Origin of the sequence: Agromyces mediolanus (assembly GCF_014648575.1) — a bacterium.
In the GTDB taxonomy this organism is placed as follows: domain Bacteria; phylum Actinomycetota; class Actinomycetes; order Actinomycetales; family Microbacteriaceae; genus Agromyces; species Agromyces mediolanus.
Genome location: NZ_BMRJ01000002.1, coordinates 99,045 through 117,593 on the forward strand (window position 1 = coordinate 99,045; position 18,549 = coordinate 117,593).

Sequence of the window (18,549 nt, forward strand, 5' to 3'; positions counted from 1 at the left end):
CTCGGAGCCGAACTCCAGCGCCTCGACGAGGGGGCGCACGGCGCGCTCGAACTCGCGGTCGACGAAGTAGTCCTTCAGCCGGTCGCGCTGCAGCTCGTTGCCGATCGCGGCCATGATCATCGACTGGTCGAGGCTCAGGTACCGCTCGGCGACCGTGCCGCTGCCGACCGCGACCGCGTCGTAGAAGCCGCCGGGGCCGTAGGCGCCGAGCTCCTGCTCCAGGCCGGCCAGGTCGGCGAGCGTCTCGTCCTTCGCATAGGGCAGCGCGAGGAACGCCGCGTGCGGCGTGACCACCCCGTCGCCGAAGTCCGGCTCGGGGTTCGTCGCCTCTCGGCATCCCTCGTAGCCGGCGTCGACGTTCGTGCGCTCGACGTCGCTCGCGTAGCCGTCGGCGCTGATGCCGACCGCCTCGACGCCGTACTCGCGGTACTCGCCGAACGGATCCGAGCTGGGCGAGAAGCCCCAGTAGCCGTAGCCGGCCTCGTCCAGGCCGTGCTCGATCTGCGCGCGGACGGTCGCCTCGTGGTTCACCGCCCAGGAGTCCTCGCCCCAGTCGGCCTCGGGGATGAACAGATCGGGCATGAGCGCCTCGAACATGCTGCCGCCCCAGGCCGGCACGAGCTTCATGCCGCGGTACTCGTACACGCCCTCGTAGACGGGCACGCCGAGGTACTCGCGCCACTCGCCGGTGGGCTTCTGCTCCTGCCAGGCGTAGTCGCAGCCGCGCTCGGGCATGGTGCGGAACGTGCCGTAGTACGACTCCGCGGGGATCTGCCCGTTCGCGATGCCGAGGTACGTCGCGATGCGCGCCTCGCTCACGGTCGTGTCGTACCAGTGGCACGTGTAGTACACCTCGGGGCCGTCGTCGCCGTAGTTGCCGGGCACCGAGCAGCCGGGCGGCGGCTCGACCCAGAAGCCGCCGCGGTTGATGCCCGCCTCGGGGGTGGCCTCGAGGTCGTGGAACCAGCCGAAGTCCATGCTCGCGTAGAGCGCGTCGGCCTGCTTCGCGAGGCGCGGCTCGGCGGAGGCGACGACGCGCAGGGCGGCGGCGAGCCAGCCGTTGTCGACGGTGGACAGGAAGGGATGCACCGCGCTGCCGTCCGTGGGCCAGCTGGTGAGCTTCGAGCCGTCGACGGGGGAGTACCAGTTGTAGTACATGCCGCTCGGCTCGTGCCGTTCCATGGTGGCGAGGGTGTCGAGGGTGCGGGCCATCCGCTCGCGCGCCTCACTGCGGGAGACGAGCTTCAGGTCGCGCGCGACGACGGTGGACCAGAGCGAGCCGCCGATGTTCGTCGGGCTCGTGTAGCCGCTCGGCGTGCTCAGCGCGCCGTCGATGTGGTCGGCGACGAGCCCCGTGTCGTCGTCGGTCATCGCCGCCATCGACGTCCAGGTGTCGGCGGCGTAGCGCAGCAGCGTGTCGCGTTCGCCGCCGCCGCGGTCGCCCTGGCCGGCGTTCGCGGCGGTGGCGGGGGCGAGCAGCGCGAGCGCGAGCGCCCCGCCGAGCAGGGCGCGCAGTCTCGTTCGCATGGGAACTCCTTCGTTCGTGCGGATGGGACGAAGGCAGCCTCTCGTTAAAACCGAACAAGTGCAAGGTATTTGAGACGGATGGATGGCTCGGGGTCGCTGCGAGCGCCGATGTGCCGGCGCGGTGACGTGCGCTCAGGCGGTGGGCGGGGCGAGCAGGTAGCCGCGCACGAACTCGTCGAAGAGCGCGGTCATGTCGACCGAGTCGTCGAGCAGCCACTGCTGCTGCAGGCCGTCCATCACGGCCGAGATGAGCCGGGCGGCGCTCGTGGGGTCGATGTCCGCGCGGATCAGTCCGTCGCGCTGCGCGTCGGCGAGCACCCGACTCGAGGAGGCCTCGGACTCGGCGTAGCGGCGGGCGAACTCCTCGTGCGCGGGATGCTCGCTGTCGGTCGCCTCGGCCGAGATGACCGTGTAGAGCGAGGTGAGCCCTCGGGTGGTCTGGTTGTAGGCGACGACCTTGCGCACCTGCTCGAGCAACGTCGACTCCGAGACGTCGCCCGCGGCCGCCTGCACGTGCGCGTCGCGCTGGCGGAGCACCTCGGTGAAGAGCTCCTCCTTGCCGGAGAAGTGGTGCATGAGGCCGGCGGGGGTGAGGTTCACGCGCTTGGCGATCTCGCGGAGCGAGCCGCTGTGGTAGCCGCTGCGGCCGAAGACGACGAGGGCGGCGTCGACGATCTCCTGCCGCTTTGCCTGTCCCTTCGCGTAGCTGCCCCGCGCGCCGCGCGGGCGGGCGGGGGTGCCGGGATGCCCCGGGGTCGCGCCGGCGGCGGCTTCGCGCTGCACTTCGTCGTCCTGCATGGAGCGAATCTATCGCACCTTCATGCGAAAACCTATCGGATGTAAGGTTTTTGGGTTATGGTGGGCCGGTCGCGGCAGCACGCCCGACCGGATCCGGCGGAGCACACCCCCGTGCCGCGCGGACCACGACCGATGGAGGCCGAACGATGAATCGATGGAGATCACACCGGGTGGCGCGCCGCGCCCTGCTCGCGGGCGCCGTCATGGCGGTCGGCGCGACCGTGCTCGCCGGCTGCGGACGCAGCGACGGCGCCGACGGCGGCGCCGAGAGCAAGGGCGCCATCGACGAGCAGCCCGCGAAGGGCACCGTCGAGATCTGGGCGATGGGCAACGAGGGCGAGGTCCTCGGCGAGCTCGCCGAGAAGTTCGAGGAGGAGAACCCCGACGTCACGATCGATGTCACCGCCGTGCCCTGGGAGAGCGCGCACGACCGCATCGCCACTGCCATCGCCGGCGGCGAGACCCCCGACATCTCGATGCTCGGCACGACCTGGGTCGGCGAGTTCGCCGCCACCGGCGCCTTCGAGCCCACGCCCGAGGGCCTCGTCGACGAGGACAGCTTCTTCGACGGCTCCTGGGACACCACCGTCGTCGACGGCACCGCCTACGGCGTGCCCTGGTACGTCGACACCCGCGTGCTCTACTACCGCACCGACCTCGCCGCGGCCGCCGGGGTCGAGGCGCCCACCACCTGGGACGAGTACCACGCCTTCGCGAAGGCCCTGCAGGAGCAGGGCGCCGCTTCGGGCGTCTCGCTGCCGCCCGGCGGATTCGACTCCTGGCAGTACGTCGCACCGCTCGCCTGGCAGCAGGGCGGCGACATCCTCGCCGAGGACGGGGAGACCTTCACCCTCGACAGCCCGGAGTGGAAGGAGGCGTTCGAGTTCTACGCCAGCTTCTTCGAGGACGGCATCTCCGAGCCCGTGCGCCTCGAGGGCGGCGAGATCGAGCAGAAGTTCATCTCCGGCGAGGTCGGCTCCTTCTTCAGCGGGCCGTTCCACGTGAGCCTGCTCCTCGAGCAGGGCGGCGACGCGTTCGCCGAGCAGTTCGCCGTCGCGATGGTGCCCGGCGCCGACAGCCGCACGAGCTTCACCGGCGGCGGCAACCTCGCCGTCTTCGACGACAGCGACAACCGGGATGCCGCGTGGAAGTTCGTGCGCTGGCTGAGCCAGCCCGAGACGCAGATCGCCTGGTACGACGTCTCCACCGACCTGCCGAGCGTCGAGGCCGCCTGGGACGACCCGACCTTCGCCGACGACCCCTACCTGAGCGTCTTCGGCGAGCAGCTCACCGACTCGAAGGCCCCGCCCGCGATCCCCACCTGGGCGCAGGTCTCGGCCGTCATCGACCAGGAGCTCGAGAAGGTCACCCGCGGCGAGACGAGCGTCGACGACGCGCTGAAGTCGGTGCAGCAGCAGGCCGAGTCCATCGGCACGGGGCAGTGATCCGGTCGTGACCGCCCTGCCCACGCCGGCCCCGGCCCGCGCCCGTGCGGCGCGGCGCCGGAGCCGGCGCGCCACGCTCGTCGCCTGGGGCTTCGCCGCGCCGTTCGTCGTGCTCTTCCTCGTGTTCATGGCGGGCCCGATCGTGGCCTCGCTCGGGATGAGCTTCACCGACCTCACCACGCGCGACCTGCAGACCCCGTTCAACGTGAACCTCGTCGGCCTCGACAACTATCTGCGCCTCTTCGAGGACCCGCGCTTCGTGCGCTCGCTGCTGAACACCGGCATCTTCGTGCTCGTCGGGGTGCCCGTGACGATGGCGCTCGCGCTCGCCGTGGCGCTCGCGCTGAACACCGGCATCGCGAAGTTCCGCACGGTGTTCCGGGTCGGCTATTACGCCCCGGTCGTCACGAGCATCGTCGCGATCGCGATCGTCTGGCGGTTCATCCTGCAGCCCGACGGCCTGCTGAACGCCTTCCTCGGCTGGTTCGGCATCGAAGGCCCGAACTGGCTGCAGTCCACGAGCTGGGCGCTGCCCTCGCTCATCATGATGGCGGTCTGGCGCAATATCGGCACGCTCATGGTGATCTTCCTGGCCGGCCTGCAGGGCGTGCCGAAGGAGCACCACGAGGCGGCCATGGTCGACGGCGCGAACGCCTGGCAGCGCTTCGGCTCGATCACGCTGCCGGCGCTCCGGCCGACCCTGCTGTTCGCCGCCGTCATCACCGGCATCGGCTTCCTGCAGTTCTTCGAGGAGCCCTTCGTGATGACCCGCGGCGGCCCGCTCGACTCGACCCTCTCGACCGCGATGTACACGTACCAGCAGTTCGGCTTCGGCAACTACTCCTACGCCTCGGCCGCGAGCTACGTGCTGTTCCTCGCGATCGTCGCGCTCTCGCTCATCCAGTTCCGCTTCCTCGGACGGAAGGACTGACATGACCCAGCTCACCGACCCGCCCGCCGCGGCCGGCGCCGCGGCCGAGGCATCCGTCGTCCCGCCCGTCGGCGCCGCCGCGCCCCGCACGAGCGAGCGACCGCCCCGGCGACGCCGCGGCCCGCGCCGCTGGTGGCTCTACCTCGTGCTCGCCGCAGGCCTCGTCGCGATGGTCATGCCGTTCGTCTGGATGATCCTCGGCTCGTTCAAGACGAACGCCGAGATCCGGCAGCACCCGACGAACTTCTGGCCGATCGATCCGACGCTCGACAACTACGCGCAGCTGTTCGGCCGGCTCGACTTCGCGAACTACTTCGCGAACAGCCTGATCGTCGCGTTCTTCGTGACCGCGGGCAACATCGTGTTCTCGTCGATGGTGGGCTACGCGCTCGCGAAGCTCGAGTTCCGCGGCAAGCGGCTGCTCTTCGGCCTCGTGCTCGCGACCCTCATGGTGCCGGGCGTCGTGACCTTCGTGCCGCTGTTCGTGCTCACCGCGAACCTCGGCCTCGTGAACTCGTACCCGGGGCTCATCCTGCCGTTCCTGATCACCCCGCTCGGGGTGTTCCTGATGCGCCAGTTCATGCTCTCCCTGCCCGACGAGCTGATCGAGGCGGCGCGCATCGACGGGGCGAGCGAGTGGCGCATCTTCCTGCGGGTGATCATGCCGCTCTGCGGGCCGGCGGTCGCGACGCTCACGATCCTCACCTTCCTCGCCAGCTGGAACAACTTCCTCTGGCCGCTCGTCGTCGCCACGAGCGAGGACAAGTACACGCTGCCCGTGGCGCTCGCGCTCTACTCCGTCGGCCAGAACGCCGCGCAGTACGGCCTCATGATGGCCGGCGCCGTCGTGGTCGTCGTGCCCGTGCTCGCCGTCTTCGTGGTGCTGCAGCGCTACTTCGTGCAGGGCATCGCCCTCACCGGCATCAAGTGACCCCCGGTCGCCGACGGGGCATCCGGCGTGCGACCCCATCCGACCGATCCGACTCGACCGACTCGACCGACTGAGGAGACCAGCACCGCATGACAAACCCCGCCTTCCCCGACGGCTTCCTCTGGGGCGCCGCGACCGCGGCCCACCAGGTGGAGGGCAACAACGTGAACTCCGACTGGTGGCAGCGCGAGCACGGGCACCTGCCCGGGCCGCCCGTGGCCGAGCCCTCGGGCGACGCCGCCGACAGCTTCCACCGCTACCCGGAGGACATGGCGCTGCTCGCCGACGCCGGGCTGAACGCCTACCGCTTCAGCATCGAGTGGGCCAGGATCGAGCCCGAGCGTGGCTTCGTCTCGCGCGCCATGCTCGACCACTACCGGCGCATGGTCGACACCGCCCGCTCGCTCGGGCTCGAGCCCTCGGTGACGCTGCACCACTTCACGAACCCGATCTGGTTCGCGCGGGAGGGCGGCTGGCTGACGGATGCCTCGGTCGACCACTTCGCCCGCTTCGTCGAGGCGGCGCTGCCGATCCTCGACGACGTCGAGCACGTCTGCACGATCAACGAGCCGAACATGGTCTCGGTGCTCGCGGATCCCGCGGTCGGCTTCCCCTCGATCGGCCTGCCGCCGGGCGTGCCGGACGTGACCGAGCGGCTCATCGCGGCGCACCGGCGCGCGGTCGAGCTCGTGCGCGGCGCCGGCGCGAAGGCCGGCTGGACGATCGCGACGCAGGCCTACCAGCCAGAGCCCGGGGCGGAGCAGGTGGCCGCGGACTACGGCCGCTCGCGCGAGGACGTGTTCCTCGACGCCGCCGAAGGCGACGACTGGGTCGGCGTGCAGGCGTACACCCGCACCAAGATCGGGCCGGAGGGGCCCCTGCCGATCCCCGAGGGCGCGGAGCGCACCCTCACCGGCTGGGAGTACTACCCGCCCGCGGTGGGCGACGGCATCCGCAACGCCTGGGCGCGCAGCGGCGTGCCGGTCTACGTCACCGAGAACGGCATCGCGACCGCCGACGACGCGCGCCGCATCGGCTACACGCGGGGCGCCCTCGAGACGGTCGCCGGATGCCTCGCCGACGGCGTCGACGTGCGCGGCTACCTGCACTGGTCGGCCCTCGACAACTACGAGTGGGGCAGCTTCGCGCCCACCTTCGGCCTGATCGCCTGGGACCGCGAGACCTTCGAGCGCCGCCCCAAGCCGAGCCTCGCCTGGCTCGGCGAGGTCGCCCGCACCGGCCGCCTCGGCTGACGCGACGGCGCGCCCGCGAACACCCCGCTCTCGACTTGCCCGGCTTTCATGAGAGTCGGGCAAGTCGGAATCCACCCCCAGGGTTGCCCGACTTTCATGAAAGTCGGGCAAGTCGGAAATCGGGGCGGGGTAGGGTGAACGGCATGGGGGATCAGCGCGCGACGAGCGAGCCCGACGCCCGGAACGACCACGGCTTCTTCGGGCAGCCGCGCGCGCTCGCGAACGTCTTCGGCGTCGAGATGTGGGAGCGGTTCAGCTTCTACGGCATGCAGGGCATCCTGCTCATCTACCTCTACTATTCGGTCGCCGACGGCGGCCTCGGCATGCCCGAGGCCGCCGCGGCGGGCATCGTCGGCGCCTACGGCGGCGGGGTCTACCTCTCGACGATCCTCGGCGCCTGGATCGCCGACCGCCTGCTCGGCAGCGAGCGGGTGCTGTTCTTCAGCGCCATCGTCATCATGGCCGGCCACCTCGCGCTCGCCCTGCTCCCGGGCTTCCTCGGCGTGGGCGTCGGGCTCGTGCTCGTCGCCTTCGGCTCCGGCGGCCTGAAGGCGAACGCCACGAGCGTCGTCGGCACCCTCTACGCCCCGGACGACGTGCGCCGCGACGCCGGCTTCTCGCTCTTCTACCTCGGCATCAACCTCGGCGGCTTCCTCGGCCCGATCCTCACCGGGCTACTGCAGTCGACCCTCGGCTTCCACTGGGGCTTCGGGCTCGCCGCGCTCGGCATGGCGATCGGGCTCGTGCAGTACTCCTTCGGCCGCAAGCGGCTGCCGGCCGAGGCATCCGTCGTGCCGAACCCGCTGCCCCGCGGACGCATCGGCCTCGCGATCGGCGTCGGCGTCGCCGGCGTCGTCGTCATCGCGGTGCTCGTGGCGACCGGGCTCATCACCGCGGAGAACCTCGTCGTCTGGGTGATCGGTGCGACGATCGTCGCCGCGATCGCGTACTTCGCGGTCATCCTGTCGAGCCGCCGCATCACCGCGGTGGAGCGCAGCCGGGTCGTCGGCTTCATCCCGCTGTTCGTCGCGAGCGTCGCGTTCTGGTCGCTGTACCAGCAGCAGTTCACCGTGCTCACGATCTACAGCGACAAGCAGCTCGACCGCGACGTCTTCGGCTGGGAGATGCCGGTGTCGTGGGTGCAGTCGATCAACCCGATCTTCATCATCATCCTCTCGGGCGTCTTCGCCGCGATCTGGACGAAGCTCGGCGCCCGGCAGCCCTCGACGCCCGTGAAGTTCGCGCTCGGCACGGCGATCATGGGCGTCGCGTTCCTGCTGTTCATCCCCTTCGCGGGCGGCGGCCCGAACTCGACCCCGCTGCTCGCGATCGTCGGCATCCTGTTCGTGTTCACCGTCGCGGAGCTGCTGCTCTCGCCGGTCGGGCTGTCGGTCACGACGAAGCTCGCACCCGAGGTGTTCCACACCCAGATGGTGGCGCTGTTCTTCCTCTCGGTCGCGCTCGGCACGGCCATCTCGGGCCGGCTCGCGGAGTTCTACTCCGCCGCGACGGAGGTCGCCTACTTCGGCGTGCTGGGCGGCATCGCGATCGTGCTCGGCCTCGCGCTCGCGCTCGGCAGCCGGGGCGTGCTGCGGCTCATGCGCGGCGTGCGCTGAGCGGCCACCGAGCGGTTACGATTCGAGGGATGCCCAGCCCGCTCGTGGTGATCCCCACGTACAACGAACGTGAGAACCTCGCCGCGATCGTCGGCCGGGTGCTCATGGCCGAGCCCGCCGTCGCGGTGCTCGTCGTCGACGACGCCTCGCCCGACGGCACGGGGGCCCTCGCCGATGAGCTCGCCGCGGCCGACGAGCGGGTGCTGGTGCGGCACCGCGCCGGCAAGGAGGGCCTGGGCGCCGCCTACCTCGACGCCTTCGCCTGGGCGCTCGAGGCGGGGTACGACCCGATCGTGCAGATGGATGCCGACGGCTCGCACCTGCCCGAGCAGCTCGGCGGTCTGCTCGCGCCGCTCCGCGAGGGCGCCGACCTCGTCATCGGCTCGCGGTGGATCCCCGGCGGCCGCATCGAGAACTGGCCCAGGTACCGCGAACTGCTCTCCCGCGGCGGCAGCGCCTACGCCCGCTGGGTGCTGCGGTTGCCGACCCGCGACGCGACGGCGGGGTACCGCGCGTTCCGCGCGGAGGGGCTGCGCCGCATGCGCCTCGACGAGGTGCACACCAAGGGCTACGGCTTCCAGGTCGACATGCTGTGGCACGCGCACGAGGCCGGGCTCGACGTCGTCGAGGTGCCCGTGACCTTCGTCGAGCGCGAGCTCGGGCGCTCGAAGATGAGCCTCGGGATCGTGCTCGAGGCGATGCTGCGGGTCACCGGCTGGGGCGTCGCGGCGCGCTTCCGCCGGCGCTGAGCGCGGGCGGGGACGGGCCCAGCGCGGCGGGCGGGGCTCAGCGCAGCGGGCCGACGGAGGCGTAGGCGTCGGGCTGCACGCGCGAGGGCGCGTCCCACACCTTCGCCGCCGGGGCCGGGCCGTGCGCCGTCGGCCACCCCGGCTCGCCCGTGCCGATGAAGGCGACGGCGGCCGTGTGCAACTCGTCGGCGAGCGCCTGCGGCGGGTTCGGACCGGCGAGCGGCACCATCGCGGGCCCGTCGAGGCAGTCGAAGAAGAACGGCACGTCGAGGCAGTGCTCGGCGAAGCCGAAGGTGCCGGAGGGCCACGAGAAGCGGTACAGCCAGGTGCCGGCCGAGGCATCCGCGCGGCCCGAGGCGGCAGCGCCGGCGTCGCGCGCCTCGACGACGCGCAGCAGCGCCGTGCGGAACATCCGGTCGCTGAGGAAGCGTCCGGCGATCCGCGCGGTGCCCTTCGCGGCGACGTCGGCGTTGGCGCGAAGGTACGGCTTCAGCCGGTCCTTCGGCATGCCGAGCTTCTTCAGCAGCAGCGACTTCGGCACCCAGCGCAGCTTCCGCTCGGCCTCCGCGAACGCCATCGTGAACTCGTCGTCGGTCGCGCCGAGCACGAGCGGGATGCCGCGGCCCACCCCCGCGGCCAGCGACTCCAGTGTGGGGCGCTCGAGCAGCTCGCCGTCGATCGTCGGGCCGAGCGGCAGCCCATCGTCGATGATCGAGCCGAGCGAGTCCGGCCCGAGCTCGGTCGCCCGCTTCTGCAGCTCGAGCACGCGCTCCTCGGGCAGGCTGCCGAAGCCCGCCCGGGTCGGCTCGACGCCGGCCTGCTCGGCGAGCGCCCGGCCGAACGCCTCGCTCCGTGCGGCGGCGACGTCGGCGAGCGCCCCCGACAGGGCGTAGACCCCGTGGAACAGGTGCTGCGCCGCCGGCATGCCGAGCAGGGTGAGCACCGCGCCGCCGCCGGCCGACTGCCCGGCGATCGTCACCCGCCCGGGGTCGCCGCCGAACGCGGCGATGTTGCGCTGCACCCACTCCAGGGCCAGCAGCCAGTCGCGCACGCCGCGGTTGGACGGGGCATCCGCGATCCAGCCGAAGCCGTCGAAGCCGAGCCGGTAGGAGATCGTGACGGTGACCACGCCGTCGCGGTTGAAGCTGCGGCCGTCGTACCAGGGGCTCGCGGGGGAGCCGGCGAAGTAGCCGCCGCCGTGGATCCACACGAGCACGGGCAGCCCGGACTCGCCCGCGGCAGGCGTGGCGGGCGACGGGGTGAAGACGTTCACGTTCAGGGTGGACTCGCCCGGCACGCTCGGCTCCGGGATGAGGGTCACCCCGGGGTCGCCGCGCTGCGCCGTCGGCGCGAACTCCAGGGCGCCGAGGGTGCCGGTCCACGGCGCCTTCGGCACGGGCGCCGCGAAGCGCAGCTCGCCGACGGGCGGTTCGGCGAAGGGGATGCCGAGGAACGCCGCCGAGCGCTCGGCGCCCCCGCCGCCGCTCGCGTCGCCCGCGCGCCGCACCGTCGGGCGCCAGCGGCCGCGCACCCGCCCCGCGAGGGTGTCGACCTCGACGAACTCGGCGGCGTCGGCCGGCGTGCGGCCGGCGCCGGGTGCGGCCCCGGCGGCGGTGGCGGATGACTCGGTTGCGGGGGTGTGCGACATGCAGTGCTCCTAACGCACGCTCTTGATGGGGGCGGTGGCGATCGCGGCGATGATGACGAACACGATGCCGAAGACGAAGAGCATCGGGTAGCCCCCGAGCGCGCCGATGATGGTGCCCGCGACCGCGGCGCTCATGGCCTGGGGGATGTTCGTCGCGATGTTCAGGATGCCGAGGTCCTTGCCCGCGGCCGCGCCGTCGCCGGGCAGCACCTCGCTCATGAGGGCCGCGTCGACCGACATGTAGAGGCCGAAGCCGATGCCGTTGATGACGGCCATCGCGATCATGCCGGTCATGTTCGGCAACAGCAGGGGCATCGCGAATCCGGCGACCATGATCAGCGAGGCGACGTAGATGAACACCTTGCGGCGGCCGATCCGGTCGCTCCACCAGCCGGAGAGCGCGATCGCGACGAGCGTCGGCACGAGGGAGACGAGGGTCAGCGTGACCGTCGCCCCGGCCGCGCCCTCGAGGGACATGCCGATGTAGTCGGTGAGGATGTAGAGCTGGAAGGCCGCGACCACGAAGTAGCCGAGCATCAGCAGGAAGCGCGCGGCGAAGGCCCAAGCGAAGTCGGGGTGTCGCCGCGGGCTCACCCAGAAGCCGCCGAGGAAGCGCTTCCAGCTCCACGGCTCGATCGCGGCCTCCTTCGAGGACCAGTCGCGGTCGATGAGCACGTAGACGACGGTGACGACGATGATCGCGACGCCGAACGCCGAGTAGCCGATGCCGAAGTTCGTCGCGAACTGCCCGGCGATCATGACGCCGATCGTCATGCCGAGCTGGGTGCCGATGCCGAACATCGCGCTCGCCGCACCGCGCTTGTCGCGCGGGAAGCGGTCGGGGGTGATCGCCGAGAGCGGCCCCTGCAGGGCGTTCAGCGAGACCTGGATCAGCACCCAGAAGATCGTCACCCAGAGGATCGAGTCGAGCAGGCCGAGGCCGAACAGCAGGATGCCGCCGATGAGCGCGCCGCCGACCATCCACGGGGCGCGCCGGCCGAAACGGGTGCGGGTGCGGTCGCTGATCGCGCCGACGATCGGCTGGGCGAACAGGGTGAAGACGAAGGAGACGGTGGAGACGATCGCGAGGTTCGCGACCTTGTTCGCCTCGTCGATCATGGCGACCTGGATCGGCAGCAGGATGGCGATGAGCCCGCCGTACGTCGCGAAGAGTGTGAGGGCGACGAGCAGGATGCCGGGCAGGGTGCGCCGCGTCGGCGGCGGGCTCGCGGGCGGGTCGCCGGGGACCGGCTTGCTCGCGGAGATCGCGCCCGTGGGGGTGAGCTCGGTGGTGGGGTCGAGCGGGGGCTGCATGGACATGGGGCTCCTCATCGTCGAGTGGGCCGGTGCGTGGGGTGGTGGTGTGAATACCTAGTGCTGTTCGGGATCTGTGTGATCAGTGTGGCGCGGCCATCCTAAAAATTCAAGCCTCGAACTATATGGCGGCGCGGCCATGATCTGCGAGGATCTCGGCGTGAGCGAGGAAACGGCGGCGGGACGAGAGGCAGGGGAGCGGGCGCATCGTCCGCGCCGCGGCCGTCGACTCGTGGCGGCTTACGTGCTCGGCATCGCGGCCACGCTGATCGCCGCGGAGGCGCTGCGCGCGGTGGGCGACGCCGCGGAGCGGCCGGGCCTCGACGCGTTCTACGCCGCTCCCACGGCCGCCGAGCTCGCCGGCGACCCGGGGTCGATCATCCGCAGCGAGCCGCTCGCCGGGGTTCCGCTCGCGAGCCGCGGCTGGCGGATCATGTACCGCTCCACCGACCTCGACGGCGCGCCGGTCGCCGTGACCGGCATCGTGGTCACGCCGCTCAGGCCGGCGGCCGGCGCACGCACGGTGCTCGCGTGGGGGCATCCCACCACGGGGACCGCGCCCGACTGCGCACCCTCGCGGGCCGACGACCCGTTCCTCGGCATCGAGGGGCTGCGGCTCATGCTCGACCGCGGTTACACCGTCGTCGCCACCGACTACGCGGGCATGGGCACCGCGGGCCCGGACTCCTACCTCGTCGGCGTGACGGCCGCGCATTCGGTGCTCGACGGCGTGCGGGCGGCGCGGGGCATCGAGGCTGCGGGCGCCGGGGACCGCGTGGTGCTGTGGGGGCACTCGCAGGGCGGTCAGGCCGTGCTCTTCGCCGCGGAGCAGGCGGCCGCGTACGCTCCGGAGCTCGAGATCGCCGCGGTCGCCGCCGCGGCGCCCGCCGCCGATCTGACGGCGCTCATGGGCTCGCACCTCGACGACGTGTCGGGGGTGACGATCGGCTCGTACGCGTTCCCGGCCTACGCCTCGGTCTACGGGCCCACGGTGCCCGGCGCGGCGCTCGACGACGTGCTCACCCCGGCCGCGATCGCGCGGCTGCCCGAGATGAACCGGCTCTGCCTGCTGTCGAACCTCGACCGGCTGCACGAGCTCGGCGCTCCGCTCATCGGCGACTTCTTCGCCCACGACCCGACGGCGACCGAACCATGGGCGCAGTTGCTGGTGGAGAACTCGGTGGGGAGGGCGGCGATCGCCGCGCCGCTCTTCATCGCGCAGGGGGCCGACGACGCGCTCGTGCTGCCCGCAGACACGGCGGGCTTCGTCGCCCGCGAGCGTGCGCTCGGCATCGACGTCACCGAGACGACGGTGCCGGGGGCGACGCACTCGACGATCGCGTACTTGGCCCTGCCGGCACTCGACGCGTGGCTCGATCGGGTCGACCGGATCGAGCCACGCGCCGGCGCAGGCTGAGCGAGCCCAGCCGCCCGCCGCGACGTGCCGAGCGCTACGGCACGCGCAGCTCGGTGATCGGCTCGCGGCGCGCGGCCGAGAGGGCCGGGAACACCGCGGCCAGCGTCGCGACGAGTACCGCGAGCGTGCCGACGCCGACGACGTAGCGAGCTCCGGGCAGCGGATCGCCGGTGGCGGCGAGGATGCCGACCGCGAGCGCCGAGCCCGCTGCGGCCCCCGCTGCGGCGACGATCGCCGTCTGGATCGTGACCAGGGCGACGATGAGCCGCTGCGACGCGCCGAGCGCCCGGCGGCGGCCGAAGTCCTTGCGCCGGAGCGTGACCATGCCGAACTGCAGCACGCCCACGAGGAGGGCGCTCACCCCGAGGATGCCGAGGGTGAGCGTGCGGCCGAACGCGCCGAGCTGGCCCTCGACGAGCCCCCGGAGCGTGGCGAGCGCTTCGCTGGTGCGCAGTTCCACCCGGCTCGGGTCGCTCACATCGAGCACGGAGCGCACGACGTCGGTGAGCGGGGCGACGAGCTCGGGGCGTGCGGCGATGACGACGAGTGCGCCGACGGCGACCGGCTGCCCGGTGCGCGGCTGCGGGGCGACGACGAGGGGTTCGAGGAAGGCGAGGTGCTCGGGCGTCTCGACCCGGCCGCCGACGGCGTAGCCGCTGCCGTCGTCGAGCGCCACCTCGCCCACGGCGCCGTCGATGCCGAGCCGGTCGAGTGCGGTCGCGGAGGCGAAGGCGACGGCGCCGTCGCCCGGCCCTCCGCCCGGCAGACCGAGGTGCCGCCAGTCCTCGCTCCACGCCCGGCGCAGCGGGACCGGGGTGCCGCCGGTGAACGCGGCGTTCCGCGCGTCTTCGGCGAGGCTGAACGCGCCGACCCACTGGATGCCCTCGACGTCGGCGAGCCGGTCGAGCACCGAGGTGTCGAGCCCGGCGTCGGCCTCGGCCCGCACCACGATCGCGCGGGTGCCGGCCGAGTCGATCGAGGCGACGACCTGCTGCTCGGCCGCGACGGTTCGCCCCGAGGTGAGGAGCACCGCCGCGCACATGCCCGCGACCACCACGAGCGCGATCGCGGAGCCGACCGGCTGCGAGAGCGCCGAGGCGAGCGCCTCCCTGGCGACGGCGAGGAGGCCGCGCACGCCGTTCACAGCGTCAGCTCGCGATCGCAGCGGGCGACGAGCGCCGGATCGTGGGTGACGACGATGACCGCCGCGCCGTGCCGCGCTTGCTCGTGCAGCGCCGTGAGCACGACCTCGGTGGAGGCGGGGTCGAGGTTGCCGGTCGGCTCGTCGGCGAGCAGGATGCGCGGATCGCCGAGCAGTGCGCGGCACAGGGCGATGCGTTGCGCCTGCCCGCCGGACACCTGACCGGGTCTCGCCTCGGCTCGGAGGGCGACGCCGAAGCGCTCCAGCAGCGCGTGCGCCCGGGGCTCGGACTCGCGTCGATCGTCGCCGCGGTAGAGCGCCGTCTCGAGCACGTTGTCGAGCACCGTGCGGGTGGCGTCGAGCGCCGCATCCTGGAAGACGAAGCCGAAGGTCGAGGCCCGGCGGGCGGCGCGCTCGCGATCGGACCGCCCCTGCATCGGCGCGCCGTCGAGCAGCACCTCGCCCGAGCGCGGCCGGAGCATGAGGCCCAGCAGGTAGAGCAGGGTCGACTTGCCGCGCCCGGACGGTCCGGTGACCGCGACGACCTCGCCGGCCTCGAAGCGGGCGGACCAGCCCTCGAGCAGCGGGGTGGCGCGCTCGTAGCGGAACGACAGCGACTCGGCCCGGAGGAGCGCCGGCCGCGTCATCGCTGCGCCGCCGGGCGGGCCCGGCCGTCGCCCTCGCCATCCGAACCGGTGCCGCCGCCGGCGCCCGCGTCGGGCCCGTCGGCCGGCACGCGCACGCGCAGCCCCTCCCGCACCCCGTCGACGACCGCCATGCCGCGCGCCGAGGCGAGCACCGTGACCGGATGGCCGCGACCCTCGCGGTCGACGACGGCGACCGTGCCGTCGGCGGAGGAGCGCAGGGCCGCCGCGGGCACCACGAGCCCGCTCGTCGCGGCCTGCGTGACGATGCTGGAGGGCAGCCGGGCGTCGCCGAGCACCGGGATCGTGCTGCAGGCCGCCGCGCAGATCGGCGCTCCGTCTGCGGCGCCGAGCCGCAGTCGCACCTGGTCGTCGGCCTCGTCGGACGGTTCGTGCGCGACGACCGCCGCGGGCCAGACCGCCCCGTCTGGCGCCGTTATCTCGACCGGGGTGCCGAGCGGCATGATCGCGGCCTGGGCCGCGCTCACCGGGACGGAGAACTCCGGCTCCGGCGGCAGGACCGAGACGAGCCGCTCGCCGCCCGACAGGTTCGCCCCCGGCCGGACGAGCTCGTCGTCGAGGGTGACCCGCACCGGGAGCGCCGGGAGGAAGAGGAGGTCGCCGGGCCGCACGACGCCGTCGTCGGGCAGCTCGAGCGAACGCTGCCAGGCCCGCACCGCGGCCTCGGTGCGGGCGCCGAAGCCGCCGTCGACGAGTCCGTCGTAGTGGCCCAGCTCGGTGAGCAGCTGCTGCAGCTGGCGGACGTCGGGCCCCTCGGCATCGCGCCCGAGCTGGCGGAACGCCGGGACCTCGCCGACGGCCGCCACGACCGGTCGCAGCTCGACGGAGTACAGCACCGAGCCGGCGCGGACCTCGTCGCCGGCGGCGAGCGGCACCGAGGTCACCGTGCCCGCCGCCCGATTGGTGCCGGCCGGCACTCGCCGCCAGGACGCCACCGTGGTGAGCCGCACCGAGGAGCCGACTTCGCCCGCGACGACCTCGACGTAGCTGTAGGGCGCCGCGGCCACCTCGTCGGGCGGGGCGAAGACCGCGGTCGACGCCCACCCCGTTCCCGCGCCCAGCGCGAGCAGCGCGATCGCCGCGATGATGCGCGGCGCCCGCGCGCGTGCCGGCTCGTCTGCCGCCGTCTGGTGTCGCACTCGCACCGACCTCCTTGGTATCCCGATGGCACGAGCGTACGCGACGCCACCGACACCGATCCAGCGAAGTCCAGAGCGTTTCGACCTCGGTCGCGTTCGACGCACCTCGGTCGAGGCATCCCGTCCCCGTGTCAGGGGGCGAGCGCGGCCGGGTCCGCGAGGGCCCTGGCGGCGGCCGTGCGCTCGGCGCCGAGCAGCGCCGCGTCGCCGCCGAGGCGGCTGCCGAGCACCGGCGGCGGCGTGAGGTGCACGCCGTCGATGCCCGGCTGGATGGCGGCGAGCTCCTCGGCGAGCTCGTCGGCGAGCCCGGCGAGGTAGCCGCCCAGCACGATCGCCGCAGGGTCGACCGCCATGATCAGGATCTGCAGCGCCCGCGCCAGTTCGGCGCGGCCCGTGCGCCAGGCGGCCAGGGCGCGCGGTTCGCCGGCGCGGATGCCCGCGACGAAGGCGTCGAGCGCGACCGTGAGCCCGGCCTCCCGGGCGAGTCCGGCGAGCCCGGCTGCGGCGAGCAGGACGTCGGGACCGGCGACGGTGACGAGGCATCCGCGCTGTCCGCAGCCGCAGCGCACGCCGTCGGGGACGACGGGCAGGTGGCCGAGCGCGCCCGCGAGGCCGTGGCTGCCGTCGAGCGGGACGCCGTCGACGACGATCGCCCCGCCGATGCCGGAGTCGCTCTTCAGGTAGACGAGCTCGGCGGGCCGTCCGGTGTCGAGGTGCTCGGCGACCGCGGCGACCGCGGTGTCGGCGAGCAGCTGCAGTCGGCCCGCCCGACCGAGCGCCTCGAGCGACGGCGAGCGCTCCCGCAGCAGGGCGAGGAGGTCGACCCGACCCCAGTCGAGGTCGGTGTCGGCGAGCACGACGGTCGGCTCGCCGCCGACGGGCGCCCAGACGACGACGGAGGCCTCGGCGACGCGACGCCCCTCGCGCCCGAGCTCCGCGAGCAGCCCGTCGGCGAGCTCGGCCGCGACGTCGGCCACGCGCCCAGGGTCGCCCATCGGGCGGCCGTGCCGGCGTTCGGCGCGTGCGAGCCGTTCGCCGCCGAGCGTCGAGGCGACGGCGGTCGCGCGGTCGGCGTCGACCAGCACCGTGAGGACCGCGAGGTGGTCGCCGCTGAGCTTGAGCAGCGTCCGCGGCCGCCCCTTCCCGCTCGGCGCGATCGACGCCGTCTCCCGCACCAGGCCGTCGCGCTCGAGCCGGCGGACGAGCGCCGTCACCGACCCCCGGGCGAGCCCGGTGGCCTGGGCCAGCTCGCTGCGGCTCGCACTGCCGAGGGCGGCGAGGCGTCCGGCGACGAGCGCCAGGTTGTGCCGGCCGACGTCGGCGCTCGCGAGCGATCCGGTCACGCGGCCGCCGGTGGCTTCAGCAGGGTCAGGAGGTACTCGATGTGCTCGGCCATGTCGATCGAGGGGTCCATCAACCATTGGGTCTGGAGCCCGTCGGCGGCGGCGAGCAGGAGGCTCGCGATGCGCTCGGCGTCCAGGTCGGCGCGGACGCTGCCGTCCTGCTGGCCCTCGCGGATGCTCTCGACCGAGAGCTCGCGGAACAGCCGGAAGCGCTCGGTGAAGAAGGGGCGCGCGGCGTGGTCGGCTTCGGTGGCCTCGGCCGAGAGGCGGGCGTAGAGCTGCACGAGGCCGGGGACGTCGGCGTTGTGCCGCATGACCTCGACGAAGCCGTCCATCATGCTGAGCTCGTCGTCGGCGTGCGCGGCGTCGAGGGTCTCGCGGTCGACCTCGTCGCGCTTGCGGAGGATCTCGGCGAAGAGCTCCTCCTTCGAGGCGAAGTAGTGCAGCAGGCCGGCCTGGCTGAGGCCCACGGCGTCGGCGAGCTCGCGCACCGAGGCGCGACCGTAGCCGTTGCGGGCGATGACCTCGAGTGCTGCGGTGAGGATCTCCTCCCGCTTGGCGATGCCCTTCGCGTACGAACCCCTGCGTGCCATAGCTGCATGGTAGTGCTTGCGGACCAAAACCGAGTGCCG

16 protein-coding genes are annotated in these 18,549 nt (G+C 72.9%); 7 read left to right on the forward strand and 9 right to left on the reverse strand.

The window, feature by feature from the left end:
* Both IEY71_RS10275 and IEY71_RS10280 read right to left on the reverse strand, forming a co-directional pair.
* Positions 1-1,527 (reverse strand): glucoamylase family protein (locus IEY71_RS10275; RefSeq protein ID WP_189085254.1); only part of this gene is annotated, 1,527 nt, incomplete at its 3' end.
* Positions 1,528-1,659: 132 nt separating this feature from the next.
* Complete coding sequence (locus tag IEY71_RS10280; RefSeq protein WP_189085255.1) at positions 1,660-2,325, reverse strand: TetR/AcrR family transcriptional regulator; 666 nt, start codon at positions 2,323-2,325, stop codon at positions 1,660-1,662.
* 170 nt (positions 2,326-2,495) lie between these two features.
* Here IEY71_RS10280 and IEY71_RS10285 point away from each other — a divergent pair, with 170 nt between their 5' ends.
* The 6 genes from IEY71_RS10285 (at position 2,496) to IEY71_RS10310 (ending at position 9,250) form a co-directional block, all read left to right on the forward strand.
* Positions 2,496-3,770 carry a sugar ABC transporter substrate-binding protein gene (locus tag IEY71_RS10285; RefSeq protein WP_229781665.1) on the forward strand — a complete coding sequence of 425 codons (1,275 nt, stop codon included), beginning with the start codon at positions 2,496-2,498 and terminating at the stop codon, positions 3,768-3,770.
* Between the two features lie 7 nt (positions 3,771-3,777).
* A complete protein-coding gene (locus tag IEY71_RS10290; protein WP_229781666.1) occupies positions 3,778-4,701 on the forward strand; it encodes a carbohydrate ABC transporter permease in 924 nt (307 codons plus the stop codon).
* 1 nt (position 4,702) lies between these two features.
* A complete protein-coding gene (locus IEY71_RS10295) occupies positions 4,703-5,632 on the forward strand; it encodes a carbohydrate ABC transporter permease (protein WP_189085257.1) in 930 nt (309 codons plus the stop codon).
* 89 nt (positions 5,633-5,721) lie between these two features.
* Positions 5,722-6,885: a glycoside hydrolase family 1 protein gene (locus IEY71_RS10300; protein ID WP_189085258.1), complete on the forward strand. Its 1,164-nt coding sequence runs from the start codon at positions 5,722-5,724 to the stop codon at positions 6,883-6,885.
* A gap of 143 nt (positions 6,886-7,028) precedes the next feature.
* The gene (locus tag IEY71_RS10305) at positions 7,029-8,501 is read left to right on the forward strand and encodes a peptide MFS transporter (protein ID WP_189085259.1); all 1,473 of its coding nucleotides are present in this window, start codon (positions 7,029-7,031) and stop codon (positions 8,499-8,501) included.
* A 29-nt stretch (positions 8,502-8,530) separates the two neighbouring features.
* The gene (locus IEY71_RS10310) at positions 8,531-9,250 is read left to right on the forward strand and encodes a polyprenol monophosphomannose synthase (protein WP_189085260.1); all 720 of its coding nucleotides are present in this window, start codon (positions 8,531-8,533) and stop codon (positions 9,248-9,250) included.
* 37 nt (positions 9,251-9,287) lie between these two features.
* Here the strand turns inward: IEY71_RS10310 and IEY71_RS10315 are convergent, their stop codons facing one another.
* Together IEY71_RS10315 and IEY71_RS10320 are read right to left on the reverse strand one after the other, a co-directional pair.
* Positions 9,288-10,898: a carboxylesterase/lipase family protein gene (locus IEY71_RS10315; RefSeq protein ID WP_189085261.1), complete on the reverse strand. Its 1,611-nt coding sequence runs from the start codon at positions 10,896-10,898 to the stop codon at positions 9,288-9,290.
* A 9-nt stretch (positions 10,899-10,907) separates the two neighbouring features.
* The gene (locus tag IEY71_RS10320) at positions 10,908-12,218 is read right to left on the reverse strand and encodes an MFS transporter (protein ID WP_189085262.1); all 1,311 of its coding nucleotides are present in this window, start codon (positions 12,216-12,218) and stop codon (positions 10,908-10,910) included.
* A 154-nt stretch (positions 12,219-12,372) separates the two neighbouring features.
* On the opposite strand from IEY71_RS10320, the gene IEY71_RS10325 reads away from it, so the two are divergent.
* Complete coding sequence (locus IEY71_RS10325) at positions 12,373-13,629, forward strand: lipase family protein (RefSeq protein WP_229781667.1); 1,257 nt, start codon at positions 12,373-12,375, stop codon at positions 13,627-13,629.
* A 34-nt stretch (positions 13,630-13,663) separates the two neighbouring features.
* On the opposite strand, the gene IEY71_RS10330 is transcribed toward IEY71_RS10325, so the two are convergent.
* The 5 genes from IEY71_RS10330 to IEY71_RS10350 all read right to left on the reverse strand — a co-directional run bounded on the left by IEY71_RS10330 (position 13,664) and on the right by IEY71_RS10350 (position 18,510).
* Positions 13,664-14,773, reverse strand: a complete 1,110-nt coding sequence (locus IEY71_RS10330; protein WP_229781668.1) for an FtsX-like permease family protein — start codon at positions 14,771-14,773, stop codon at positions 13,664-13,666.
* On the reverse strand, positions 14,770-15,417 hold the full coding sequence (locus IEY71_RS10335) for an ABC transporter ATP-binding protein (protein WP_189085264.1): 648 nt from the start codon (positions 15,415-15,417) through the stop codon (positions 14,770-14,772). The genes IEY71_RS10330 and IEY71_RS10335 overlap by 4 nt, the downstream gene beginning before the upstream one ends.
* Positions 15,414-16,574: a peptidoglycan-binding domain-containing protein gene (locus IEY71_RS10340; protein WP_189085265.1), complete on the reverse strand. Its 1,161-nt coding sequence runs from the start codon at positions 16,572-16,574 to the stop codon at positions 15,414-15,416. Before IEY71_RS10340 ends, IEY71_RS10335 begins: the two co-directional genes overlap by 4 nt.
* Before the next feature lie 131 nt (positions 16,575-16,705).
* Complete coding sequence (locus IEY71_RS10345) at positions 16,706-17,917, reverse strand: ROK family transcriptional regulator (protein WP_189085266.1); 1,212 nt, start codon at positions 17,915-17,917, stop codon at positions 16,706-16,708.
* Positions 17,914-18,510 (reverse strand): TetR/AcrR family transcriptional regulator, encoded by a 597-nt coding sequence (locus IEY71_RS10350; protein ID WP_189085267.1) that lies wholly within the window; start codon positions 18,508-18,510, stop codon positions 17,914-17,916. Before IEY71_RS10350 ends, IEY71_RS10345 begins: the two co-directional genes overlap by 4 nt.
* Positions 18,511-18,549: the final 39 nt, after the last annotated feature.